Source organism: Phenylobacterium sp. (genome assembly GCF_031984885.1).
Taxonomy (GTDB): domain Bacteria; phylum Pseudomonadota; class Alphaproteobacteria; order Caulobacterales; family Caulobacteraceae; genus Phenylobacterium.
Genome location: NZ_DAMABV010000003.1, coordinates 251367 through 273526 on the forward strand (window position 1 = coordinate 251367; position 22160 = coordinate 273526).

25 protein-coding genes and 1 other annotated feature are annotated in these 22160 nt (G+C 68.7%); of the genes, 20 read left to right on the forward strand and 5 right to left on the reverse strand.

Annotated features, from left to right (window positions below):
- Positions 1 to 12: 12 nt before the first annotated feature.
- The 15 genes from RTL41_RS06925 to RTL41_RS06995 all read left to right on the forward strand — a co-directional run bounded on the left by RTL41_RS06925 (position 13) and on the right by RTL41_RS06995 (position 12266).
- Entirely contained in the window at positions 13 to 318 is a 306-nt protein-coding gene (locus RTL41_RS06925) for a helix-turn-helix transcriptional regulator (RefSeq protein WP_312162698.1), read from the forward strand.
- 115 nt (positions 319 to 433) lie between these two features.
- Positions 434 to 1036, forward strand: coding sequence for a lytic transglycosylase domain-containing protein (locus RTL41_RS06930; RefSeq protein ID WP_312162700.1), 603 nt, complete (start codon positions 434 to 436; stop codon positions 1034 to 1036).
- Complete coding sequence (locus RTL41_RS06935; protein ID WP_312162702.1) at positions 1033 to 1326, forward strand: TrbC/VirB2 family protein; 294 nt, start codon at positions 1033 to 1035, stop codon at positions 1324 to 1326. The genes RTL41_RS06930 and RTL41_RS06935 overlap by 4 nt, the downstream gene beginning before the upstream one ends.
- Before the next feature lie 4 nt (positions 1327 to 1330).
- Positions 1331 to 1675, forward strand: a complete 345-nt coding sequence (locus RTL41_RS06940) for a type IV secretion system protein VirB3 (RefSeq protein ID WP_312162704.1) — start codon at positions 1331 to 1333, stop codon at positions 1673 to 1675.
- A complete protein-coding gene (locus RTL41_RS06945; protein ID WP_312162706.1) occupies positions 1668 to 4043 on the forward strand; it encodes a VirB4 family type IV secretion/conjugal transfer ATPase in 2376 nt (791 codons plus the stop codon). Before RTL41_RS06940 ends, RTL41_RS06945 begins: the two co-directional genes overlap by 8 nt.
- Positions 4043 to 4750, forward strand: coding sequence for a type IV secretion system protein (locus RTL41_RS06950; RefSeq protein ID WP_312162708.1), 708 nt, complete (start codon positions 4043 to 4045; stop codon positions 4748 to 4750). The genes RTL41_RS06945 and RTL41_RS06950 overlap by 1 nt, the downstream gene beginning before the upstream one ends.
- The gene (locus RTL41_RS06955) at positions 4747 to 4980 is read left to right on the forward strand and encodes an EexN family lipoprotein (RefSeq protein ID WP_312162711.1); all 234 of its coding nucleotides are present in this window, start codon (positions 4747 to 4749) and stop codon (positions 4978 to 4980) included. The genes RTL41_RS06950 and RTL41_RS06955 overlap by 4 nt, the downstream gene beginning before the upstream one ends.
- Positions 4981 to 4983: 3 nt before the next feature.
- The gene (locus RTL41_RS06960) at positions 4984 to 5913 is read left to right on the forward strand and encodes a type IV secretion system protein (RefSeq protein ID WP_312162713.1); all 930 of its coding nucleotides are present in this window, start codon (positions 4984 to 4986) and stop codon (positions 5911 to 5913) included.
- On the forward strand, positions 5913 to 6116 hold the full coding sequence (locus RTL41_RS06965; protein WP_312162715.1) for a hypothetical protein: 204 nt from the start codon (positions 5913 to 5915) through the stop codon (positions 6114 to 6116). The genes RTL41_RS06960 and RTL41_RS06965 overlap by 1 nt, the downstream gene beginning before the upstream one ends.
- Positions 6113 to 6787 carry a VirB8/TrbF family protein gene (locus RTL41_RS06970; protein WP_312162717.1) on the forward strand — a complete coding sequence of 225 codons (675 nt, stop codon included), beginning with the start codon at positions 6113 to 6115 and terminating at the stop codon, positions 6785 to 6787. Before RTL41_RS06965 ends, RTL41_RS06970 begins: the two co-directional genes overlap by 4 nt.
- A gap of 32 nt (positions 6788 to 6819) precedes the next feature.
- Positions 6820 to 7632, forward strand: coding sequence for a TrbG/VirB9 family P-type conjugative transfer protein (locus RTL41_RS06975; protein WP_312162718.1), 813 nt, complete (start codon positions 6820 to 6822; stop codon positions 7630 to 7632).
- A complete protein-coding gene (gene virB10 / locus RTL41_RS06980) occupies positions 7629 to 8720 on the forward strand; it encodes a type IV secretion system protein VirB10 (protein WP_312162719.1) in 1092 nt (363 codons plus the stop codon). Before RTL41_RS06975 ends, virB10 begins: the two co-directional genes overlap by 4 nt.
- A 1-nt stretch (position 8721) precedes the next feature.
- Entirely contained in the window at positions 8722 to 9723 is a 1002-nt protein-coding gene (virB11, locus tag RTL41_RS06985; RefSeq protein ID WP_312162721.1) for a P-type DNA transfer ATPase VirB11, read from the forward strand.
- 10 nt (positions 9724 to 9733) lie between these two features.
- Complete coding sequence (locus RTL41_RS06990) at positions 9734 to 11593, forward strand: type IV secretory system conjugative DNA transfer family protein (protein ID WP_312162723.1); 1860 nt, start codon at positions 9734 to 9736, stop codon at positions 11591 to 11593.
- Positions 11583 to 12266, forward strand: a complete 684-nt coding sequence (locus tag RTL41_RS06995; protein ID WP_312162725.1) for an LPD7 domain-containing protein — start codon at positions 11583 to 11585, stop codon at positions 12264 to 12266. Before RTL41_RS06990 ends, RTL41_RS06995 begins: the two co-directional genes overlap by 11 nt.
- A gap of 12 nt (positions 12267 to 12278) precedes the next feature.
- Here the strand turns inward: RTL41_RS06995 and RTL41_RS07000 are convergent, their stop codons facing one another.
- From RTL41_RS07000 to RTL41_RS07010, 4 genes are all read right to left on the reverse strand, one after another.
- Positions 12279 to 12593: a helix-turn-helix transcriptional regulator gene (locus RTL41_RS07000; RefSeq protein WP_312162727.1), complete on the reverse strand. Its 315-nt coding sequence runs from the start codon at positions 12591 to 12593 to the stop codon at positions 12279 to 12281.
- Complete coding sequence (locus RTL41_RS07005; protein WP_312162729.1) at positions 12590 to 12913, reverse strand: type II toxin-antitoxin system RelE/ParE family toxin; 324 nt, start codon at positions 12911 to 12913, stop codon at positions 12590 to 12592. Before RTL41_RS07005 ends, RTL41_RS07000 begins: the two co-directional genes overlap by 4 nt.
- A 429-nt stretch (positions 12914 to 13342) precedes the next feature.
- On the reverse strand, positions 13343 to 13531 hold the full coding sequence (locus RTL41_RS20855) for a LuxR C-terminal-related transcriptional regulator (protein ID WP_409418313.1): 189 nt from the start codon (positions 13529 to 13531) through the stop codon (positions 13343 to 13345).
- A gap of 7 nt (positions 13532 to 13538) precedes the next feature.
- Complete coding sequence (locus RTL41_RS07010) at positions 13539 to 13838, reverse strand: hypothetical protein (protein ID WP_312162732.1); 300 nt, start codon at positions 13836 to 13838, stop codon at positions 13539 to 13541.
- A 675-nt stretch (positions 13839 to 14513) separates the two neighbouring features.
- Positions 14514 to 14567 (forward strand) — a sequence feature (sul1 is cis-regulatory element that is thought to sense ions involved in sulfur or methionine metabolism; They are found in Alphaproteobacteria).
- 63 nt (positions 14568 to 14630) lie between these two features.
- On the opposite strand from RTL41_RS07010, the gene RTL41_RS07015 reads away from it, so the two are divergent.
- The gene (locus tag RTL41_RS07015; RefSeq protein ID WP_312162734.1) at positions 14631 to 16115 is read left to right on the forward strand and encodes a SulP family inorganic anion transporter; all 1485 of its coding nucleotides are present in this window, start codon (positions 14631 to 14633) and stop codon (positions 16113 to 16115) included.
- A 295-nt stretch (positions 16116 to 16410) separates the two neighbouring features.
- Here RTL41_RS07015 and RTL41_RS07020 read toward each other — a convergent pair whose 3' ends face one another.
- Positions 16411 to 17571: an IS110 family transposase gene (locus RTL41_RS07020; RefSeq protein WP_312162736.1), complete on the reverse strand. Its 1161-nt coding sequence runs from the start codon at positions 17569 to 17571 to the stop codon at positions 16411 to 16413.
- Positions 17572 to 17887: 316 nt separating this feature from the next.
- On the opposite strand from RTL41_RS07020, the gene RTL41_RS07025 reads away from it, so the two are divergent.
- From RTL41_RS07025 to RTL41_RS07040, 4 genes are all read left to right on the forward strand, one after another.
- A complete protein-coding gene (locus RTL41_RS07025) occupies positions 17888 to 19888 on the forward strand; it encodes a ParB/RepB/Spo0J family partition protein (RefSeq protein WP_312162738.1) in 2001 nt (666 codons plus the stop codon).
- 281 nt (positions 19889 to 20169) lie between these two features.
- The gene (locus RTL41_RS07030; protein WP_312162740.1) at positions 20170 to 20373 is read left to right on the forward strand and encodes a hypothetical protein; all 204 of its coding nucleotides are present in this window, start codon (positions 20170 to 20172) and stop codon (positions 20371 to 20373) included.
- 484 nt (positions 20374 to 20857) lie between these two features.
- A complete protein-coding gene (locus RTL41_RS07035; protein WP_312162742.1) occupies positions 20858 to 21169 on the forward strand; it encodes a DUF736 domain-containing protein in 312 nt (103 codons plus the stop codon).
- 76 nt (positions 21170 to 21245) lie between these two features.
- Positions 21246 to 22157, forward strand: coding sequence for a zincin-like metallopeptidase domain-containing protein (locus tag RTL41_RS07040; RefSeq protein WP_312162744.1), 912 nt, complete (start codon positions 21246 to 21248; stop codon positions 22155 to 22157).
- Positions 22158 to 22160: the final 3 nt, after the last annotated feature.

The following is a 22160-nucleotide window of genomic DNA, read 5'->3' on the forward strand; positions in this document are numbered from 1 at the left end:
CCCCCTATGTCCATGAACGATCTGATCGTATCCCGTGCCCCAACAGCCCAGGGCGGGCTCACGACGCCGCCCGCGCCGCCCGATCGGGGCCGTCTGCTATGCGAAATCACCAAGCGGCAGCTTGAATGCCTGGCCTGGGTGGAAGAAGGCAAGAGCGCCAGCGATATTGGCGGCATCCTCGGTATCTCGCAGCGCACCGTCGAAGGCCACCTCCTGAAAATCTGCTCGCACCTTGGGGTGAAGACCCGCGTGCAGGCACTGCTCAGAGCGCGCGACCTCGGCCTGATCGACCCGCGCCGTAAGTTTACGCGCCCGTAGCGCGTAGCCTTACGCCTAGCGTGGCCCTGTAACGCCGCGCGAGGCTGAAAGCAGGAGGAGCGCTCATGTTCAGGTTCACCTATTCTCTATCCGCCCAGCACTCGGACAGTGCGTCATGACGTTGACGCTGCCGGCTGTGTTGGCGCTCGCCGCTCAATGTGCGCCGGCCGTCGCGCCGGAAACCTTGTTGTCGATCGTGCAGGTGGAGAGCCGCTTCAACCCCCTCGCCATCGGCGTCAACGGCACACCGCGAGTCACGGTGTCGGCCTCGACACCGCAGGAGGCCGCCACCAAGGCGGCCGCCCTGATCGCGGCGGGCCGCAGCGTCGATCTCGGCCTCGCCCAGATTAACAGCAAGAACCTCGGCTGGCTGGGCCTGAGCGTCGAAGCGGCGTTCGATCCCTGCCGCAACCTGGCCGCCGGCGCGCGCGTGCTCCAGGCCGGCTATGAGGGCGGCGCTGACGCGCAGCCGGCGCTGCGCCGGGCGCTCTCCCGGTACAATACCGGCGACGCCCGACGTGGCTTCACGAACGGGTATGTCGCCAAGGTCGAGCGGGCCGCAGCAGAGGTCGTCCCGGCGATTCAGGCGCAGCCCGTCCGGCTGCCTTCGCCGACGCCTGAGACGGCCGAGTCCTCGCCGCCCGCCTGGGACGTGTTCGGCCAGGCCGCGCCCGCGAGCTTCGTGATCCGAGTGTCGGTGCCGGGGGACGCGCCGTGAGCCGCCGCCCCTTTGCTCTCCTGGTTCTGGCCGGAGCGATCGCGCTCGCCGCAGGACCTGCCTACGCCCAGACCGTCGGCGGCGACATCGGCGGCTTCATTCAAAATCTCATCGACATTCTCAACAGCAACGTGATCCGGGGGCTGGCGATCATCGCCATCATCGTCACCGGCATCGCCTGGATGTTCGGTCACCTGGACCTGCGCCGAGCGGGCACGGTCATTGTCGGCATCATCGTCATCTTCTCGGCCGCCACTATCGTAGACCTCATCACCGGCGGCGGAGGTTGAGGCCATGGCCGCCGAACCCGAGGAACGCCTCGCGGAGGACGTGCTGTTCCTGGCCTGCACTCGGCCGGCGATGGTCGGCGGCGTGCCGATGGAGGCCGTGGGCCTTAACCTGATCGTCTCGGCCACGGTGTTCCTGGCCGCTCACTCGCCTGTCTGGCTGCTGATCGCACCTGTGTTGCACGTCGTCTTCCGGGCGATCTGCAAGCACGACCACAACGCCTTCCGGGTGCTGTGGATGTTCGTGGAGACCAAGGGCCGGTCGCGCAACGGCGCCGCCTGGGGCGGCAGCTCGGCGACGCCGCTGCCGCTGAAGCGCCGCTACACCTTGCAGGAGGCGCTGCGTGGCTAGGCTCGCCCTCCAGCCCCGGCCGACGACCTCGGCGCTGGCGCGCGACCTCGATCCACGGGCGAGCCTTCCCTACGCGCGCCACGTCACGGACCATATCATCGCCCTGGACACCCAGACCCTGATGATGAGCTTCCAGCTCGACGGGGCAAGCTTCGAGACGGCGGACGTCCGCGACCTCAACGACTGGCACGCCAAGCTGAACGGCGCTTGGCGCAACCTCGCCGACGACCGGCTGGCGGTCTGGCATCACCTCGTCCGGCGCGAGCATCACGGCTACCCCGAGGGCCGCTTCCGCTCGGCCTTCGCCGCCGACCTCAATGCGCGCTACCGCGCCCGGCTGGGGGCGACGCAGATGTTCGTCAACGAGCTCTACGTCACCTTGGTGCTGCATCCCGGCCGCGACGCGGCGGATCGGGCCGGGGCCTGGCTCCTGCGCCGCCAGGCCGCGACCGGAGGTGAAGACGACGCCATCCGCCGCCTAGAGGACGCCGGCCGCGACCTGGCGCAATACCTTGGCCGTTACGGCGTCCGGCCGCTCGGGCTCTACCAGCACAATAGCCTGTGGTTCTCTGAGCCGATGGAGGTGCTGCGCCTGGTCCTGACCGGCCGGCGCGAGCGCGTCCCGCTGATCCGCGGTCATCTTGGCTCGGCGATCTATACCGAGCGCGTGATCTTCGGCCGCGAGGCCCTGGAGATACGCGCCGCCGCCGAGGCCCGCTACGCCGGCATGTTCGGGATCAAGGAGTATCCGGCGACCACGCGGCCGGGCCTATGGAACGGGTTGCTTTCGGCGCGCTTCCCGCTGGTCGCCAGCCAGTCCTTCGCCTTCCTCTCCAAGGCCGCCGCCCGCGCGGTGATGGAGCGCAAGCAGAACCAGATGCTGTCGGCGCGAGACCGGGCCGCGTCGCAGGTCGAGGGCCTGAGCGACGCCCTAGACGAGCTGATGTCCGGCCGCTTCGCCATGGGCGACCACCAGGCGAACGTGCTGGTCTATGGCGACGATCCGCGCCAGCTCGCCGACAACCTCTCGGCGGCCCGCGCCTTGCTGGCCGACTCCGGCCTGGTGGCGGCGCGCGAGGACCTGGCCCTGGAGGCGGCCTTCTGGGCGCAGTTCCCGGGCAACTTCAGCCGCCGGGTGCGGCCGGCGGCGATCACCTCGCGCAACTTCGCCAGCTTCGCGCCCTTCCATACCTATCCCGCGGGTAAGGCGGACGGAAACCACTGGGGTCCGGCGGTGGCGTTGCTGCGCACCTCGGCGGGCTCGCCGTTCCACTTCAGCTTCCACGTCGGCGACGCCGGCCACACCTTCATCTGCGGCCCGACCGGCTCCGGCAAGACGGTGGTGCAGAACTTCATGCTGGCCCAGCTTGAGAAGTTCGCGCCGCAGATGGTGTTCGTGGACAAGGATCGCGGGGCCGAGATCTTCGTGCGCGCCTGCGGTGGCACTTACCTGGTCCTGAACATGGGCGAGCCCACGGGCTTTGCTCCGCTGAAGGCGCTCGACTTCACGGCGGCCAACCGCCGCTTCCTGGCCGACCTCGTGCGCAAGCTCGCCACGCCTCCCGACCGCAGCCTGACCGCTCAGGAGGATCGGGCGATCGAGGACGCCATCGCCTCGCTGGCGCCCCTGCCGCCGGCGCAGCGGTCGTTCTCGGCGTTGCGCGCGCTACTCGGCCAGCGCGACGCTGGCGGCGCCGGGGCGCGGCTGGAGCGGTGGTGCAAGGGTGGCCCGCTCGGCTGGGTGCTCGATAACGACGATGACGCCCTTTCGCTCGACGCCCGCTTCATCGGCTTCGACGTGACCTCCTTCCTGGACCACGCGGAAATCCGCACCCCGATCATGATGTATCTGCTCCACCGCCTGGCCGCCCTGATGGACGGGCGGCGCCTGGTGCTGGACATCGACGAGTTCTGGAAGGTGCTGGACGACGAGGCCTTCCAGGACTTGGCGAAGAACGGCCTGAAGACCTTCCGCAAGCAGAACGCCATGGTGGTGTTCGGGACGCAATCGGTGGCCGACGCCATGGAATCGAAGATCGCCACGACGATCCTCGAACAGTGCCTCACCAAGATCTACCTTCCGAACCCCTACGCCCAGGCCAAGCACTACGTCGAAGGATTCGGCCTGACTCAGCGGGAGTTCGCCCTGGTCCGCGAGGAGCTGGCGCCGGAATCCCGCCAGTTCCTCATCCGACAGGGCCTCAACTCGGTGGTCGCCGAGTTGAGGCTCGACGGCCTGGACGATGAGTTGGCCGTGCTGTCCGGCCGCACCGAGACCGTGGCCGTGCTCGACCGCATCCGCGCCGAGCACGGCGACGATCCGGCCGCCTGGCTCGAACCTTTCCACCAAGCCCGGAGGGCCATGTGATGAAGAAGACGCTCGTAGCGGCCTCGGCCGCACTGGTCCTCGGCGTGGGCGTGACCGCCGCCCAGGCGCAGATGATCGTCCACGACCCGACCAGCTACGCCAAGCTGATCGCCCAGGCGCAGACGGCGCTCGACCAGCTCAATGAGCTGAAGACCCGCGTGCAACAGGGCCAGGAGCTGTTCACCAGCCTCAACGAGGCGTCGATCGTCAGCAGCATCGCCGGCCAGCTCGGGGTTCCGAGCTTGCGGGAGTTCTTGCCGGAGATCGACGCCCTGACAGCGGCGGCCAAGGGCGACCTGGCCTCGCTCGGGAAGATCGGCGAGCGCGCCGACGAGATCAGGTCGGCCGCTCGGCTCTACACGCCGGCCGATGGCGACGAGGTCGGCGCCGACATCGAGGCGGCGGGCGACCGGACCGCGCGCGACCTGGCGCTCGGCGAGGCGGTGGCGACCGCCGGCAAGGAGCGGCTGGAGGGCTTGAAGGAACTCCAAGCCGCCATCGACAGCGCACCAAATGCCCGCGCGGTCATGGACCTCCAGGCCCGCGCCACGACCGAACAGGCCATGATCGCCAACGACCAGATGCGGCTCCAGGGCCTCGCCATGGCCCAGGCGGCGGAAGACCGCCTCCAGGCCCAGCGCGAGCGCGAGCGGATGATGGCCGACCGTGCGGCGCGCATGGCCGCCTTCAAGCGGGGGTTCTCATGATCGGCCGCCTCGTCGCCGTCCTGGCGCTTGCGGGCCTGGCGGCCTGCTCGCCCGAACCCCGTAGCGCCAGCTATTTCGAGGCCCATCCTGACGAGGCCGCGAAGGTGGCCGACGCCTGCAAGGCCGGGACGCACCGGGGCCAGGAGTGCGTGAACGCCGAAGCCGGCGTGGCGGCGGCTCAGCGCACCGAGCGCATGAACGCCTTCCGCAAGGGCTTCTCGAAGGATTGACGCTTGGAGCCGATCACCTTCTTTCAGCCGGCCTACGGCTTCGTGGACGACAGGCTCGGCGTGTTCCTGAACGAACGGGCCTCGGCCGTCATCGCCGTGGTCTCCGGGCCGATGCGCGCGGCCTTGGTGCTCTATGTGCTGCTCTACGGCTTCGCCATCCTGCGCGGCGCCATCGCCGAGCCGATCATGGATTTCGCGGTTCGCAGCATCAAGCTCGCCATCATCTACTTGCTGGCCACGACCACGGCCTATTCGAGCTGGGTCACGGACCCGCTGTTCCACGTCCTGCCGAACGTCCTGACCCAGGCGATCAGCGGCGCCGGGACGCCGGACGTGGGGTCGGCTTTCGACGACTTCTACAACCGCGCGGCCTACCTCGCCGACAAGATCGCCGACCGGGCCAGCCTCATCAACTTCGGCCCCTGGATACTGTCGACCGTTGTCTATCTCCTTGGCGGCTTCGCAGCCGTGCTGGGGTTCTGCGTGGTGCTGCTCGCCAAGGTGGCGCTGGCGCTGCTCGTGGCGCTCGGCCCGATCTTCATCGCCAGCGCGCTGTTCGAGGCGACCCGCCGCTACTTCTTCGGCTGGCTCTCCCAGGGCGTGAACTACCTCGTCCTGTTCGCCCTCATCATCACCCTGTTCCAGCTCATCCTGTCGCTGGTGGGCACGTTCTGGGGCGCGATCGACGGAAGTGATCCCACGGTCGGCGGGCTGATCTTCATCGCGGTCTGCCTGCTGGCCGCGATCTTCTTCCTCCAGCTCCCGTCCATCGCCGCCGGCATCGCCGGTGGGGCCAGCGCGGGCCTGGCGGACTTCGCCAACGCCGCCTCCCTGCGCGGCGTCCCGCGTTCCGGCTCGCCGCAAGGACCGCAGGAGGCGGCCCGCAGCGCGCCGCGCGGCGGGGGCACGATCCGGCCGGCGGGAGCCCGGTGATGCGTGCTGTCGTCCCCGTCATCGCCGCCGCCCTGGCGCTCGCCGGCTGCGCCAGTCTTGGCAAGGAGACCGCGCCGGTCTGCGACGGCAAGCACCGCCGGCCCGCCAACCTCTACGGCTCGGTGCTGGACCCCGCCGCCCCGCCCACGGCGGCGGCCGACAAGCTCTCGGCCCTGCCGGCGACCTACGGGAGCTGCGCATGAGCCAGCCGCGCGACCTCAAAGCTTATTACGACGAAGCCAAGAGCTGGAACGCCGACTGGGCGCGTAGCATCGAGCGCTCGCGCCGCTTCGCTTGGATCGTCGCCGGCTGTGCGGGCGTGGTAGCGACCGTGGCCGTGGGCGCCGTCGCCGCCCTGGCGCCGCTGAAGACCGTCGAGCCGTTCGTGGTGCGCGTGGATCGCGCCACTGGGGCCGTGGACGTGATGACCGCGCTCAGGTCGGAAAAGCCGCTGAGCTACGACGAGGCTGTCACCAAACACTTCGTCGCGCAGTATGTCCGCGCCCGCGAGGGCTGGCTGGCGCCGGCGGCCGAAGCCAACTTCCGCCAAGTCTCGATCATGTCCACTCCGGCTGAGCAGCAGCGCTGGGGCGACGCCTTCCGGCCGACCAACCCGCAGAGCCCGCAGGTGATCTATGGTCCGGCCGGGGAGGCGCAGGTGGACATCCGCGCCATCAGCTTCGTGGCCGATGGCGTCGCCAGCGTGCGGTTTCACCGCACGGTGCGCCAGGGGCCGCAGGTGGCCGAGAGCGACTGGATCGCCACCGTCGCCTTTGCCTACACCAAGGCGCCGATGGCCGAGGGCGACCGCCTGAAGAACCCGCTGGGGTTCCAGGTGACGAGCTACCGGGCCGACCCGGAGGCGGTGCGGTGAACCGGCTGGCCGCCATCTTGGGCGTCTTAGCGTTGGCGGCCGCATCAGCGGCCCAGGCGCAGAGCACGCCCCAGGCCGGCCCCTCGGACCCGCGCATCAAGGTGGTCGATTACGACCCCTGGGCGGTGGTTCAGATCACCGGCGTCTTCCGCACAGCGACCCAAATCCTGTTCGGCGAAGACGAGGCGATCCAGCATGTCGCCGTGGGCGACACGACCGGCTGGGACGTGGCGGCCGAAGGCGCCATCCTGTTCGTCAAGCCGAAGGCCCCGCGCGCGCCGACCAACCTCCTCGTCACCACCAGCCGGCCGGGCGGGACGCGCCACTACACCTTCGAGCTGGCGACGCGGGCGGGCTCGTCGGCGCGGGGCACGGCCGACACGGTGTTCGGCCTGCGATTCCGCTATCCGGCGGACGAAGCCGCCCAGGCCGTCGCCGCGCTGACCGCCGAGCAGGCCGCCCTTGAGCGCAAGGTGCTCGAATTGAAGCTCGACCGAGCGGTGGTGGAAGGTCGGCGCAACCTCGCCTACGCCGTCCAGGGATCGACGGCGCTCCAGCCTTCCGAGGTCAGCGACAACGGCCGTTTCACGGTCATGCGCTTCCCCGCCAACCAGCCGGTCCCGGCTCTCTACCAAGTGGAAGCCGGCGGGACCGAGAGCCTGGTTCCGTTCGACGTGCGTGGTGAGTTCGTGGTGGTCCATGTGGTCGCCCGCGAACTGCGCCTGCGCCGAGGCCGCGAGGTGCTGTGCATCTACAATGAGGCGTTCGACCCCTACGGCTCGCGGCCGGGAACGGGCACGGCCGCCGAAGACGTCGAGCGGACCGACCGAGGAGGAAGGCCATGACCGACGCCGATCCGCGGCCCGATCCGGCGCCGCCGCCCGCCGCCGAGCGGGCGATCTCGCCGGTCGCTGGCCGCCTGGGCTCCAGCTTCGCCGGCAAAGCCGTCGTGTTCGCCGCCCTGGTCGCCGGCTGCGGCGTGTTCGTCGCCGCCACCTGGGGCGACGACAAGCCGAAGCCCGAGCGGGCGCCAGTCCAGCCGGCCCGCCAGGTCGTGCCGTTCGAGCCGCTGCGGGCCGAACCGACCCTGGCGGCGCCCGGCCCCGACGCGCCGGCCCTGGTCCTCGCAGCAGACGGCCCCCAGGTTCCGGCCCTGGAACCCGGCGTGGGCGGTTCCGGGGCGGCGGACCCCGAAGCCCAGCGGCGGGCCGAGCTGGCGGCGATCCGCGGCGCGCCGATCCTGGCCTTCAACCGCAGTCGCGGCGGCTCGGCAGATCCGTCCCCGCAGATGCTCCAGGCCGAGGCCGCTGCGGAACCCACGGAACTCGACCAGCTCCGGCGCGGCTCGGCGGTCGGCCGGGCTCGCGCCAGCCGGCTCCCCGACCGCAACTTCCTGATCGTCGCCGGCGCCGCCATCCCCTGCATCCTCCAGACGGCGATGGACACCGGGGCGCCCGGCTATGTGAGCTGCCTGATCCCCCGCGACGTCTACTCAGACAACGGCGCCGTGGTGCTGATGGAGAAGGGAACCCGCGTCCTCGGCGAATATCGCTCGGGGATGCGCCAGGGCCAGCGGCGGCTGTTCGTCCTGTGGACGCGGGCCGTCACGCCGGGAGGGGTGGCGATCAGCGTGGCTTCGCCCGCGGCCGATCCGCTCGGCCGCGCCGGGTTCGGCGGCGACATCGACACCCACTTCTGGGACCGCTTCGGCGGGGCTCTGCTTCTCTCCGTGGTGGACGATGGGGTCTACGCCATCGCCGGGAACAACAACCAGTACGGCACGGCACGCCTACCGTCCGACGCCGCAGGCATCGCCCTGCAAGGCTCGATCAACATCCCGCCGACCCTGACCAAACCGCAAGGCGCCGAGGTCTCCATCTTCGTCGCCCAGGACTTCGACTTCTCGGGCGTCTATGGCTTGAAGGCGCGGTGACATGGCCCAGGACGCCTCGATCCTCCAGCACTACCTCGCGCCCTTGCAACACGCTCTGGAGCCGGCCGACGTCACCGAGCTGGTGGTCAATCGGCCGGGCGAGCTGGGGATCGAGCGGGCCGGTGGCTGGTCGTGGCGCGAAGCGCCGGAGCTGACCGAGACCTGGCTGGCGACGCTGGCGAAGGCTGCGGCGGCCTACACGACGCAGGACGTGACCGAGGAGACGCCGATCTGCTCGACCGTGCTGCCGCAGGGCGAGCGGTGCCAGCTCGTGCTGCCGCCGGCCGCCGAACGGCTCTCCATCACCATCCGCAAGCCTTCGGCCGCGACCTTCGACCTGGAGGCGTTCGCCGAGGCCGGGCTATTCGATGCGGTCGCCGTGGCCAGCGAGGAGTTATCGGAGGCGGAGGACCGGCTGGTGCGCCTGCGCGATGCCGGAGACTGGCCGGCCTTCTTCCGCCTGGCGGTCCAGGCCCGCCGCAACATCCTGATCTCCGGGGCCACCGGCTCGGGCAAGACCACCTTCGCCAAGGGGCTGGTGCGGCTGATCCCGGCGGACGAACGCCTACTGACCATAGAGGACGCCCGCGAGCTGACCCTGCCGCACCGAAACGCCGTCCACCTGCTCTACGCCAAGGATGGCCAGGGCCTCGCCAGGGTGGGCGCTAAGCAGCTCCTGGAGTCCGCGCTGCGGATGCGGCCCGACCGCATCCTGCTCCAGGAGCTTCGGGACGGCACGGCGTTCTTCTACCTGCGCAACGTCAATACCGGCCATCCGGGCTCGATCACGACGATCCACGCCGACAGCGCCATGCTGGCCTTCGAGCAACTGACGCTGCTGGTCAAGGAGTCCGAAGGCGGCCGCGACCTGGCGCGCGATGACATCCGCTCCTTGCTGCACCTGCTGGTGGATGTGGTGGTGCAGATGCGCCGCGAGGCCGGCCGGTTTAGGGTTTCGGAGGTCTGGTATGACCCGGTTCGCAAGCGCGCCCTGGCCGCTTAAGGCGGCCTATGTGACGGCGCTCGCGGCTGGCACCGCGATCCTGCTGCTGAGCTTGGCCGCGCTCATCGCGCTCGCTGGCCTGAAGCGGCTCTCCAGCGACATCGACCCGGCCGCCGTCCCGGCCTGGTTTTGGTATTTCCGCGGCGATCCCGAGGTCCGGCGGTGGGCCGGGGTTGGCTTGGTCTCGGCGCTTGGCCTCGCGGCTGTGGTCGCCCTGGGCGTCGCCCGCAGCCTGCGCCCGCCGCTGCACGGCGCGGCGCGCTGGGCGAGCGAGACCGAGCTGACGCAAGGCGGCTTACGCGCCCTCCAGGGGATCGTGCTGGGCTGGAGCGGCGCCCGGCTGCTCACCTTCGGCGGACCGGAGCATGTGATGCTCCATGCGCCAACACGCTCCGGTAAGGGCGTGGGGGTTGTCATCCCCAACCTGCTGACCTGGCCGGACTCGGTCGTGGTCCTCGACATCAAGCGGGAGAACTGGACCGCCACGGCCGGCTTCCGCGCCGCCCACGGCCAGACGGTGATCCTGTTCGATCCCCTTGACCCGGAAGGCCGGACGGCGCGGTTCAACCCCCTCGGCCACATCGACCGGGCCGATCCCGTCGCTGTGTTGGACGAACTCCAAAAGCTCGCGGTGATGCTGTTTCCGGTCCAGCCCCACACCGATCCGTTCTGGGCAGAGGCGGCGCGGGTCGGCCTGATCGGGGTCGGTGCCTATGTGGCCGAGACGCCGGAGCTGCCATTCAGCTTCGGTGCGATCTACGCCGAGCTGACCGAAGGCGATTCTCGGACCCGACTGCCGGCGGTCATGGCGGCCCGCGTCGATGCGGGCCAGCCGCTCTCGGCCGGCTGCGCGAATGCGCTGTCGGACTTCTGCTCTGCCTCGGAAAACACCTTCGCGGGCGTCAAGCAGACGATCACCAGCCGGCTCGGCCTGTGGCTTAATCCCCGCGTCTGCGCGGCGACCGAGGCCAGCGACTTCGACCTGCGCGACCTTCGGGAGCGCAGGATCTCGCTCTACCTCTGCGTCTCGCCCGACAACCTGGCCAGGGTGGCGCCGCTCTACAACCTGCTCCTCCAGCAGCTCGTGGACCTGAACACCCGCGAGCTGCCGACCGGGGACCGCCATCGTGTCCCGGTCCTGATGCTGATGGACGAGTTCGGTAGGATCGGCCACGCGCCGGTCATCGCCCGCAGCTTCTCCTACGTCGCCGGCTATGGCCTGCGCCTGCTGCCGGTCCTGCAATCCCCGGCCCAGCTCCGCGCCGAATACGGTCCCGACCTGGCCGAGGAGATCATGGCCAACTGCGGGGTGGAGATCGCGTTCGCGCCGAAGGAGCTGAAAGTCGCCCAAGACCTCTCCGAACGGCTCGGCTACTGGACCTTTCAGGGTCGATCCCGCAGCCGCCCAAGCGGGCTCTCCGGCGGCCATCGCAGCGTCAGCGAGTCCGACCAGCGCCGCGCGCTCATGCTTCCCCAAGAATTGATCCAGATGCCGCCGAGCCGGCTCCTGGTGCTGCGCGCCGGGATGCCGCCGGTGCGGGGGAAGAAGATTGTCTACTGGCGCGAACGGGCGTTCGCGAAGCGCGTCCTGCCGCCGCCCGTCGTGACCGCCCATCCCGCTATCGCCAATCCGCGGCCGAAGGCGTCGCCCGTCGTGGCTCCTGCGAAGCCGGCGGCGCGCCCGCAAGCCAAGATGAGAGATGACATGGCCGATCTGACGCTCGACCTCGTGACGCCCGCGCTCGAGACCGCCGGCCTGGAGCCGCTGCCGCCGGAAGGCGCCAGCGAGGCCCAGGTGGAAGCCTGGGTCGAGCGGTTCATCGACGCCTCCGTCAAACCCGCCGCCCAGGAGATCGACCATGCCCGATGATCCCGCCGTTCCGAACAGCCTGAGCCCGGGCGTCCGTGGCCGTTCGACCGCCGAGGGCGACGTGCCCGAGCGGCTACGCCGCCGCTACTACCTAGACGGCCGAGGCGGGGCCGGCCTGGGCTTCTATGCGGATGCCAGCGTCAAGGCGCCGGTGTTCCGCGACCAGGGCCGCCAGCTCGCCGCCGCCAGGTCCGACCCCAACGCCATCCGAGACATGACCATAATCGCCCAGCATCGCGGCTGGACGATCGTGGTGGTGCGAGGGTCTCCCAGCTTTCGGCGGGAGGCATGGCTGGCGGGCCGGGCGCTCGGGATCGAGGTGCAGGGCTATCGACCCACGGAGCGGGACGTGCAGGAGCTGGACCGGCGGATCGACCGGCGGCAGACGCGTGAACGCACCGAACAGGTCCGCAGCCATGCCCGCAAGGCGCGCTCGCTAGTCGAGCCCGCCGAGCGGGAGCGCAAGCGGGAGTCCAACAAGGGGCGCGACCAGCTCCGGATGGTTGAGGCTGTCGTCCGCGCCCGCGTTGTCGAGCCGGCCGCGCAGGATCGCATCCTGGCTGCGGCGCGCGAGCGGGTGTCCGACCTGGTACGGGACGGGGCGAAGTTCCGTCCCCTCCGGATGGGAAGGTCCGCCCCGGAAGCGGATCGCGGCCGCGAGCGGCAGAGATAGTCCAGCCTTGCTTTATCCTCGCTTCGCACGTTGGGGAGCGACCGGCTCAAATACGATACGCAGGCGGGCGCCGGTAGCCTCCGCATAGCGGCGGAGTGTGTCGAGGGAGGGGTTGCCGCGCCCGCTCTCCAGGCGGGCCACCGCCGATTGGGAGGTCCGCATCCGCTTGGCGATCTCCTCTTGGGAGATATCGGCGCCGGTGCGCGCGTCGATCAGCGCCCTGGCCAGGGCGAACTCCTCCTCAAGCGCGGCATGGGCCTCGCCATAGGCGGGGTCCTTGCGCCATTGCGCGAAGCTCTCTTCGACCGGGATCATCTTGCGGCTCATTCGACCTCCTTCGCGCGTTCCCGCGCCAACTCCAGTTCACGCCGCGGCGTCTTCTCGGTCTTCTTGACGAAGGTGCGGAGGATCACGATCCGCCGCCCGGAAGCCGTCACGTAGATCGAGCGGGCGATCCCATCGCGCCCCGTCAGCCGCATCTCCCAGAGCTTGTCTTCGAGATGCTTGACGTAGGGCTCGCGCACCTTCTCCAAACCAAGCTCGCGCATCAGGGTGACGATGTGCTCGAACTTAGCGCGCATGTCCGGAGGGATAGCTGCCAATTCCGCCTGCGCCGCCGCGTTGACGAACAGTACCGACCAGCTCACGCGCACACCTCTTTTATATCACGTATGATATGGGATGGAAGCATAGGGATTCTCTCATTCATCCTCTCTCGGACGCTAGGCGCCGTGAGCGACTGAACCGTCGACCGCTTTGGAGTATGGAAAACTCACCAGGATTCGTCGCTCTCTAGCTGCCAGAAAGCCGCCAACCCCAGTATAATGGCCAAGTCAGTGATATAACCATAGCAGTTGCTATGGTGATTGTCTGATCCACTACATTAGCAACTCGTTCACTCGGCATAACTTGCGAAAAGGTCATCGTCGCGCCGATAACGTAACCGAGCAACAGAGTTTTCAGAACTGACAAGGAACGCTCACGCTTCTCTTCCATCTGTTGCTAGTGATCCTCCGAGTTCCCTGACGCCAAGGCGCGGTTTCCTCCGCAAAGCGGGGCCCCAGATTGTGTGAATGTCAGATCAGGCCTAACCGCACCGCCTCGGCCACGGCCTGAGTCCGGTTGCGCACTTTCAACCTTTCGCAGGCTTCGGCGATATGCTGATCCACCGTCCGCGATGAAATCCTCAGCAGAACGGCGATCTCAGGTGAGTTCTTTCCCTGAGCGGCTAGGTTCAGGCAGTCGAGTTGGCGAGGGCTGAGCATATTCTATTCAGGCAATCAGGGGGCCGGGGCCGGTAGTTGGGCTGCGCAGCGGCCCGAACAGGTTCAGGAGCATGGCTATCGCCACGCATCGGGTCGCAAAGGCGACCGCGGCGTTCAGGATGGGCACAGTGAGAAGATGCTCGGTGGGGACTTCGTATCCGGCCTTGAGCGGCGCGGCTCTCCAAAGGAGCGTGAGGCTGACGTGTAGGTTTCCGCCGTAGCGTTGAGGACAGATCAGGTCCGGTCCGCGCGTATAGCCGGAAGAATCGAGTTGGGGCAGGCTATTCAACATAAACGTCCGGGTCACGGCGGCTCTCGACATGGATCGAACAAAGCGGTCGTGACGCCAGGTTATCGACGGGCGTCGGACCGGATTCGCACACCGAAGCGGCGCCGGCCTGGCTGCGGACGTGACCCTCAGCCTGATAGCTAAACGTCAGATTATTCGCCTGCTTCGGGTATGCAAGGTCTAGATTGTCGTGTCGGGACAGGCCGCTGATTTCTACGAATTCGAACCCTCACTCGTGTTCCCATTTCCACGGCCCAGCCCAATTATCACCTGCGTGATGTGCCCGTAGTGGTCCTCGATCATCTTCATAGACCTTCTTGTCTGCTTGGCATGGGGAAAGCCTTCCCCTGCGGCCGAGCCTTTGTCTCGGCCGACCCCTTCGAGCGGGGGACTCCCCCGCAACGCCCCCGGATACGGAGAGCGACCGGCGGGCGTGCTCGGTCCCGCCGCGTTCCGCGGCTCCTACGGGTCCGCCCCTGCGGGCGCCTTCGGCGCCGCCGGCCGCTCGACGGCGCGTCCCGCCGTGCAGCGCCCCCTCCTTGCAGTCGGGTCGCGCAGGCTCCTTGCAGCCTCACATGGGGATTTCTGAGTCAACCGAGGCGAACTCGAACTGACCGACAATCGTTGGCGAGGCTCCGCCGTCGCGAAGACGGTTGCGTTTTGCAGTGCAACAAAGCACAAGGGCCCCCATCACAAGGACCCGGTTCAACTGGGTGGCTATCCTGGGCGCCGATCCCCCGGGGAAATCTACAAGCTGTCGTTCGCCGCCTCCGACGCTGAGGCGGGACAGCGAAGAAGTGTCCCATTCTCATGTCTGTTTTTGCATCTGCGCGCCAGCAGTGGCTCGCCAATCCTCGCCGCGACCTGCTGGCGGGTACGGTTGTGGCGCTGGCCCTTATTCCAGAAGCCATCGCCTTTTCGATCATCGCCGGTGTCGACCCGGCCGTCGGCCTCTACGCCTCCTTCGTCATCGCCGTGACCATCGCCTTCGTCGGCGGACGTCCGGCGATGATCTCCGCCGCCACGGGCGCGATGGCGCTCCTCATGGTGACCCTCGTGAAAGATCACGGGGTGGAATACCTGTTCGCCGCCTCGATCCTGACGGGCGTGTTCCAGGTCATCGTCGGCCTGTTGAAGCTCGGCCGCTACATCAAGTTCGTCTCGCGCAGCGTCATGACCGGCTTCGTCAACTCGCTAGCGATCTTGATTTTCCTGGCCCAGATGCCGGAGCTGATCGGCGCCAACTGGCAGACCTTCGCCCTGGTGGCGGGCGGTCTCGTGATCATCTACGCCTTCCCCAGGATCACCAAAGCGGTGCCGTCGCCGCTGGTGGCCATCGTCGTGCTCAGCGCCCTGGTTATCTACACGGGCCTGGACGTGCGGACGGTCGGCGACATGGGCCAGATGCCCTCGAGCCTGCCGATGTTCCACCTGCCGATGATCCCGTTGACCTGGGAGACCTTCGCCATCATCGCACCGGTCTCGGCGACGCTGGCCTTCGTCGGCTTGCTGGAGTCGCTGCTGACGGCAAACCTGCTGGACGACATCACCGACACGCCGTCTGACAAGGACCGCGAGACGCGTGGCCAGGGGATCGCCAACATCGTCTCCGGCTTGTTCGGTGGGATGGCGGGGTGCGCGATGATCGGCCAGTCGATCATCAATGTGACCTCAGGCGCCCGTGGACGGCTCTCCACGCTCTGGGCGGGGCTGTTCCTGCTGTTCCTGATCCTGGTGCTGCAGGACTGGGTCGCCCGGATCCCGATGGCGGTCCTGGTGGCGGTGATGATCATGGTCTCGATCGGCACCTTCGACTGGGGCTCGGTGCTTCGCCTGCGCTCGACGCCGGTTCAGTCCTCCATCGTCATGGTCGCCACCACGGTGACCGTGGTCGCCACCCACGATCTCTCAAAGGGCGTGGTGCTGGGCGTGCTGCTCTCGGCGGTGTTCTTCATGCGCAAGGTCGGCAAGACCATCGCCGTCGAAGAGATCGAAACCCCGGAGGATGGCGTGCTGCGCTACCGCGTCAGCGGGCAGCTGTTCTTCGCCTCCGCCGACCTCTTCGCGGCAAGCTTCGAGCACCACGGCCATCCCAAGCGTGTGGAGATCGACATGACCGACGCGCACCTGTGGGACCTCACCGGTGTCGCGGCCGTCGACAAGGTGGTGTTCCGCTATCGGCGTCAGGGCGCCGAGGTTGAGCTGATCGGCATGAACCGGGCCGGTCAGACACTGGTCGACCAGGTCGGCAAGCATGACAAGAGCCACCTGCCGGCCGGAGCCGGGGCGCATTAGTCGGCCTAGCCGGGCGCGGGCCACAGAAGGGCTCGCGCTCGGTTATCAAAGGGCGACACCCATCGGCATCCTAGGTCTGAGCCCCCAAGCGATTTGACCGTCAAGGCCAGATCAACCTCACATTCGGTTGCCGCTCATAGCGGCTGAACCAACTTCCCGCATTCGATGGGCATTGGGCTCAGGAGGACGGGACCATTCTTCATCTGCGGCTGTTTGAGGGCCACGGCTGCAATCGGTCCGCCCGCCTGGATCCGTCAGGCTGATCAGGCCCTGGGGATAGCGAGAGTTGTGATGGTCAGGCGGTCTGCATCACTGCGCCTTCGATGACCACACCGCTGCTGACGTACTTCCAGAACGCCACCAGGAGCTTGCGCGCCAGTGCCACGATCGTGGACTTGCGCATCCTGCCGCCGTTGCGCTGGACCCGCTCTTGGAACCAGAGGCTGAGCGCCGACGCGGGCTGGTGCCGCGTCCAAAGCCACGCCACCTGGATCATCGTTGTCCTGAGGCGCGGGTTGCCAGACCTCGACACGCCCTGCTCGTGGTCAATCGAGCCACTCTTCCACGGGGTAGGGGCCAAGCCGGCGTAGGCGGCAACCTGTCGTCGATTGTCGAAATGCCGGTAGAGCGCCTCAGACCACAGGATGGTGGCGATCTGAGAGCCGATCCCCTTGAGCTGCGCCAGCATCATGGCCGGCGTAGGAGCCGTCTCGCCAGCAGGCTCAAGCAAGACGTCGCGCTCCGCCTCAACGATCTTGAGCTGAGCCATCAACAACTCGATCCGGTCGAGTTCGCGACTGATCTGGGCCTTAAGACGGGTCGGCAAGGGGCGCCCATCTCCAGTCTGGAGATCGTCGAGGCGCGCCCGCCGGTTTCGGAGCAGGGGGTCATAGTCAAAGACGCCCTGTGCGCAGAGGAGTCCCTTGATCCGGTTGGTATGCTCGATGCGCTCCGCAAGCAGCGTCTTGCGCTCCCGGCAGACGCGACGTCGGTCCTCTTCGTCCGCGGTCGGTGGCCGGACCATCGAGCATACCCGCGGCTCTCCGCGCTTGTAGGCCAGCAGCGTGCGGACCAAGGTCTCGCCATCGATCCGATCCGTTTTGGCCTGCCGGCGGCGACGGGAGGTCAAGATCGACGCCGCGTCAACGACATGACTCTCGACTGCCTCGCTCTCTAGGACGCGATGAATCCAGAAGCCGTCTAGGCCGGCCTCCTGGATGGCGATGATGGGAAAGACCCTGCCGAGGCGAGCGGACGCCTTCTGCTGGAGCTGTGCGAACCGCGCGAGCAAGGCGGCTATGTCTCCGGCCTGGGTCGAATGTTTGGACAGCTTTTCGCCAGCGCCAGGCGACAGCGAGGTGATCAGCCAAGTTGAGCGGCTCAGTTCGAGCGACACAAAGATCGCTCCGAGGTCAGTGCGGATGGCGCTGTAGTCTTGAGGTTGTTGGTCTTCCATCAGGCGGGCTCCGGCGGGTGGATGGTGCAGCGCGCCCCACTCTGCTGGAGACCGATTGGAGCGCTACCCCGCCCCATGGGATCTTCTTCCTTGCGCCGCGCTGGCGCGCGGCCGTGCTTAGGGCTCCGCCCTCGGCGCGCGTCGAGCGGCTTCCGCCCAGCTCCGGGCCTCGCAGGGTTGGAGCGGTTGCAACGGCGGCCAGGCCCGCAGCCGGTTCCCCGCGAAGCCGCCCGACACTTGCACACCCGGTCTCGCCGACGGGCAGGGTTTCAGGCGCGCCCTTGCGCCTGCAACCCATGCCCCAAGGAGCAGGACAATGACCGATCAAGCTCAAATCGTTCACCAGGACGGCGATGTCATCGACGTGCCGCTGAACAGGTTGAAGAAGTCGCCGCGCAACGCACGGCGCGTTCCTCACGCCCCGGCCGAGATCGAGGCCTTGGCCGCCAGCATCGGCGCCAAGCGGATGCTGCATCCGCTGGTGGTCGAGCCCGAGACGGATGCGGCGGGCGCCGTGACCGGCGGCTATCTCGTCACCATCGGCGAGGGCCGCCGGTTGGCCTTGCTGCTGCGCGCCAAGCGCAAGCAGATCAAGAAGACGCAGCCCGTCCGCTGCGTCGTGGACCTGACCAACGACCCGCACGAGATCAGCCTGGACGAGAACGTCACCCGCTTCCGTATGCACCCGGCCGACGAGTTCGAGGCGTTCCGCGAACAGGCCGAGCGGCGGGGCCTCGGCGCCGAGGAGATCGGCGCCCGCTTCGGCGTCTCGGCCCAGGTGGTGCGCCAGCGCCTTCGGCTCGGCGCCGTCAGCCCGGCGCTCATGGCGCTCTATCGGGCGGGCGAACTGAACCTGGATCAGATGATGGCCTTCGCCGTCGCGGAGGACCACGCCCGCCAGGAGCAGGTGCTTGAGCAGTATGGGGCGGATCGGCCGCCCCATGTGATCCGCCGCGCCATGACCGAGGCCAAGGTCTCGGCCCAGGACCGGCGCGCCCTGTTCGTCGGCGCCGAAGTCTATGGCGAATCGGGCGGGGTCATCCTGCGCGACCTGTTCACCGAGGACGGCGGCGGCTGGTTCGAGGATGCGGGCCTGCTGGACCGGCTGGCGGCCGAAAAGCTGGCCGCGATGGCGCAGGCGGTGCGCGAGCGCGAGGGGTGGAAGTGGGCCGAGGCCCATATCGACTATCCCCGCGCCCAGGGCCTTGCCCGCGTCTATCCCCGGAGCGTCGAGCGGTCGGAAGAGGCTGCGGCGCAGATCGCCGCGCTTTCCGAGGAGTATGACGCCCTGATCAGCGAGTGGGATGCGGTGGAAGACCTGCCGCCCGAGGTGGAGGCCCGGTTCAAGGAGATCGACGCGGCCCTCGACGCCTTCGGCGACGGGACCGCCTACGATCCCGAGGAGATCGCCCGAGGCGGGGTGTTCGTCATCCTCGGCCAGGATGGGGTCGCCCGCGTCGAGCGCGGCCTGATCCGGCCGGAGGACGTTCCGGCGCCCGAGCCGGACCCCGAGCCCGAGGCCGCGCCGGACTCCGGCGAGGGTGAGCCGGAGGGCGAAGCGAAGGGCGAGTCCGGGGAGCGCGAGCCCGAGGAGGACGCGGGCGCGCCGCTGCCGGATCGGCTGGTCATGGACCTGACCGCCCACCGGACGATGGCCCTGCAAGAGCGCCTGGGCGCCGACTCCACGGCGGCCCTGTCGGCGGTGGTCCACGCCATGGCGCTGTCGGTGTTCTACCCGGCTTACGACCGGCCCACCTGCCTCGGGATCAAGGCCGTGGTGGCGGACCTCGGCGCCCACACGCCGGGCCTGGACGACACGCCCGCCGGGCGGCGGGTCGCGGAGCGGCACGAAGCCTGGGCGGTGCGCCTGCCGAGGGAAGCGGCGGACCTGTGGGCCTACGTCCAGGGCCTCGGGGCCTCCGACCTTCTGGACCTCCTGGCCCATGCGGCGAGCCTGACGGTCAATGCGGTGCGCTGGCCGCACGACCGCAAGCCGGGCGTCTGGGCGCACGCCGACCGGCTGGCCGAAGCCGTGAGCCTCGACATGACCGGCTACTGGACGCCGACCGTGGCGAGCTACCTGGGGCGCGTCACCAAGGCGAGGATCGCCGAGGCGGTGCGCGAGGCCGTCTCGGACGAGGCGGCCGAGCGGATCGGCGGCTTGAAGAAGCCGGACATGGCGGCCGAGGCCGAGACCTTGCTGGCTGGAAAGGGCTGGCTGCCGAGCGTGCTGCGGACGGCGGTTGCAGCCGAGCCGGAAGCCCAGCCCGAGGCGGAGCCCGTCGAGGCCGAGCCTGTGATCGAGGAAGCCGCCTGAGACAAGGCGGGGGCCGCGCACCTTGCGGCCCCCGTCTCCCTGACACCTTCGGGCCGTGCGTTTTCGGGCGCGCGGCCCTTTCTTTGTGCGTTCAGGCCCGCGCGGAGCGCCTGGGCCATCACGGCGGCGGCCGCGTCCTCGGGCGCGGCGACCTCGCCCAATGCGACCTGGGCCTGCGGATGCCAGGTCATCTCCGGTCCCGACGCCGGGTCCGCCTTCCAGCCGGCGACATGGATCAGGAGTGTGTTCATGCCGTGGCCCAGCGCCCAGGCCCACCGGGGATGGCCGGGTCCGGCGGCCCGGTTGATCGCCTCGGCCAGCTCCAGGTGCAGCACGACATGGCCGCCGCCCAGCGCGTCGCGGCGGGCGAAGGCGAACAGCCCCGCCGCCCGGATGAAACGGCCGTCGTGGTGGTGCAGCGGCAGGAACGGGACGCCGCTCAGGTGCGGACTCGGCTCGGGCATGGGCGCGACCTCCGGCCGTGAACATAGGCGGAACATCTGGCGCTTGTGGAGTCCCCTCGTGCGGGACGGTCGATGTTCTTCCAGGCGGCGCCGAAGGCCCGTCCCTGGGGATGGCCAGCGGAGCCCATGCCGCCGGGTTCCGGCTGGGCGCGGCGGACGCTGTGAGCGCGCCGTCGGGCAGGCGATGCGCTGAGGGCGTCGTCGTCGCCCTCCTGGGCGAAGGGGTTGGCCACAGGGGGGCTCCCCGAACCTCCGATCCGACCCATACGGCCTCTTCGGCTTGATCGGACCAAAGGGACGGGCCGCGAGCGGCCCCGCCGTCCGCCGCAACGCCGGCGGCGACTTTCTTCCCCGACCTTCGGTCTCCTCGCGGGACAAGAAAGACGCCGCCCATGGCGTTCTCCGCTGCGCTGCGGGCCTGAAGGCCGCGGAAGACGACGCCCCTTGGACCTGATCGCCATCGAGGCCGCGATGGGCGCGGCCCGAAGGACCAAGGAGACTTCACATGGCCACCATCGGAACCTTCACCAAGGACGGCGCCGGCAACTACAACGGCGCGATCAAGACCCTGACCCTCAACGTCAAGTCCGCCGTCCTGCGCCAGGTCGAGAAGGACAGCGACAAGGCCCCAGACTTCCGCATCTTCTCCGGCCAGACCGAGTTCGGCGCCGCCTGGAAGAAGACCAGCCGCGAGAACCGGGATTACCTGTCGGTCAAGCTGGACGATCCGAGCTTCCCGGCTCCGATCTACGCCAGCCTCGTGGACGCCGAGGAAGGCTACAGCCTGATCTGGGCGCGCAGCCGCCAGGCCGATTGACCCTCACCACAGCGCGCTCCGCCGGAACCCGGCGGGGCGCCGCTTTCCCCACAACCGATCATCACAGGAGGCCGCCATGTCGCGCGCATCCGACACCTCACGCCCGGACCTCTATAGCCGGGTCACGAACGCCATCATCGCCGACCTGGAGACCGGGGTCCGGCCCTGGACCAAGCCCTGGTCCGCCGAGCATCTGGCCGGCCGGATCACCCGGCCGCTCCGCTCCACCGGCGAACCTTACAGCGGCATCAACGTGGTCCTGCTCTGGGCCGAGTCCGTCGCCCAGGGCTACACGGCGCCGATCTGGATCACCTTCCGCCAGGCGCTCGCGCTCGGTGGCCACGTCCGCAAGGGCGAGAAGGGCTCCACGGTGGTCTACGCCAACCGCATCGTCCGCACCGAGGCGGGTGACGACGGCCAGGACGTCGAGCGCCAGATCCCGTTCCTGAAGGCTTACACCGTCTTCAACGTCGAACAGGTCGAGGGCCTGCCGCCGCACTTCTACGCTGTGGCCGAACCTCAGCTCGACGCCGCCCAGCGGATCGCCCACGCCGACGCCTTCTTCACAGCGACCGGCGCCGACGTCCGCCACGGCGGGAACCAAGCCTACTACGCCCTGCAACCGGACTACGTGCAGACGCCGCCGTTCGAGTGCTTCGCCGACCCGGAGGCCTACTATGCGACCCTGGCCCACGAATGCACCCACTGGACCCGGCACCCGACACGTCTGGATCGGGACTTCGGCCGCAAGCGCTGGGGCGATGACGGCTACGCCCGCGAGGAGCTGGTCGCCGAGCTGGGCGCGGCGTTCCTCTGCGCCGACCTCGGCCTGGAGCTGACCCCCAGGGCCGACCACGCCAGCTACATCGCAAGCTGGCTGGAGGTGCTGAAGGACGACCGGCGGTTTATCTTCACCGCCGCCGCCCACGCCCAGCGGGCAGCCGACTATCTGCACCGGCTACAAGCCGGACAGCAGCACGCCGCTTAGGCC

Coding starts and splice junctions, on each gene's coding strand:
- RTL41_RS06925 (WP_312162698.1), top strand. CDS start 13: ATGAACGATCTGATCGTATCCCGTGCCCCAACAGCCCAGGGCGGGCTC.
- RTL41_RS06930 (WP_312162700.1), top strand. CDS start 434: ATGACGTTGACGCTGCCGGCTGTGTTGGCGCTCGCCGCTCAATGTGCG.
- RTL41_RS06940 (WP_312162704.1), top strand. CDS start 1,331: ATGGCCGCCGAACCCGAGGAACGCCTCGCGGAGGACGTGCTGTTCCTG.
- RTL41_RS06950 (WP_312162708.1), top strand. CDS start 4,043: ATGAAGAAGACGCTCGTAGCGGCCTCGGCCGCACTGGTCCTCGGCGTG.
- RTL41_RS06955 (WP_312162711.1), top strand. CDS start 4,747: ATGATCGGCCGCCTCGTCGCCGTCCTGGCGCTTGCGGGCCTGGCGGCC.
- RTL41_RS06965 (WP_312162715.1), top strand. CDS start 5,913: ATGCGTGCTGTCGTCCCCGTCATCGCCGCCGCCCTGGCGCTCGCCGGC.
- RTL41_RS06970 (WP_312162717.1), top strand. CDS start 6,113: ATGAGCCAGCCGCGCGACCTCAAAGCTTATTACGACGAAGCCAAGAGC.
- virB10 (WP_312162719.1), top strand. CDS start 7,629: ATGACCGACGCCGATCCGCGGCCCGATCCGGCGCCGCCGCCCGCCGCC.
- virB11 (WP_312162721.1), top strand. CDS start 8,722: ATGGCCCAGGACGCCTCGATCCTCCAGCACTACCTCGCGCCCTTGCAA.
- RTL41_RS06995 (WP_312162725.1), top strand. CDS start 11,583: ATGCCCGATGATCCCGCCGTTCCGAACAGCCTGAGCCCGGGCGTCCGT.
- RTL41_RS07000 (WP_312162727.1), bottom strand. CDS start 12,593: ATGAGCCGCAAGATGATCCCGGTCGAAGAGAGCTTCGCGCAATGGCGC.
- RTL41_RS20855 (WP_409418313.1), bottom strand. CDS start 13,531: ATGCTCAGCCCTCGCCAACTCGACTGCCTGAACCTAGCCGCTCAGGGA.
- RTL41_RS07015 (WP_312162734.1), top strand. CDS start 14,631: ATGTCTGTTTTTGCATCTGCGCGCCAGCAGTGGCTCGCCAATCCTCGC.
- RTL41_RS07020 (WP_312162736.1), bottom strand. CDS start 17,571: ATGGAAGACCAACAACCTCAAGACTACAGCGCCATCCGCACTGACCTC.
- RTL41_RS07025 (WP_312162738.1), top strand. CDS start 17,888: ATGACCGATCAAGCTCAAATCGTTCACCAGGACGGCGATGTCATCGAC.
- RTL41_RS07030 (WP_312162740.1), top strand. CDS start 20,170: ATGGCCGGGTCCGGCGGCCCGGTTGATCGCCTCGGCCAGCTCCAGGTG.
- RTL41_RS07035 (WP_312162742.1), top strand. CDS start 20,858: ATGGCCACCATCGGAACCTTCACCAAGGACGGCGCCGGCAACTACAAC.
- RTL41_RS07040 (WP_312162744.1), top strand. CDS start 21,246: ATGTCGCGCGCATCCGACACCTCACGCCCGGACCTCTATAGCCGGGTC.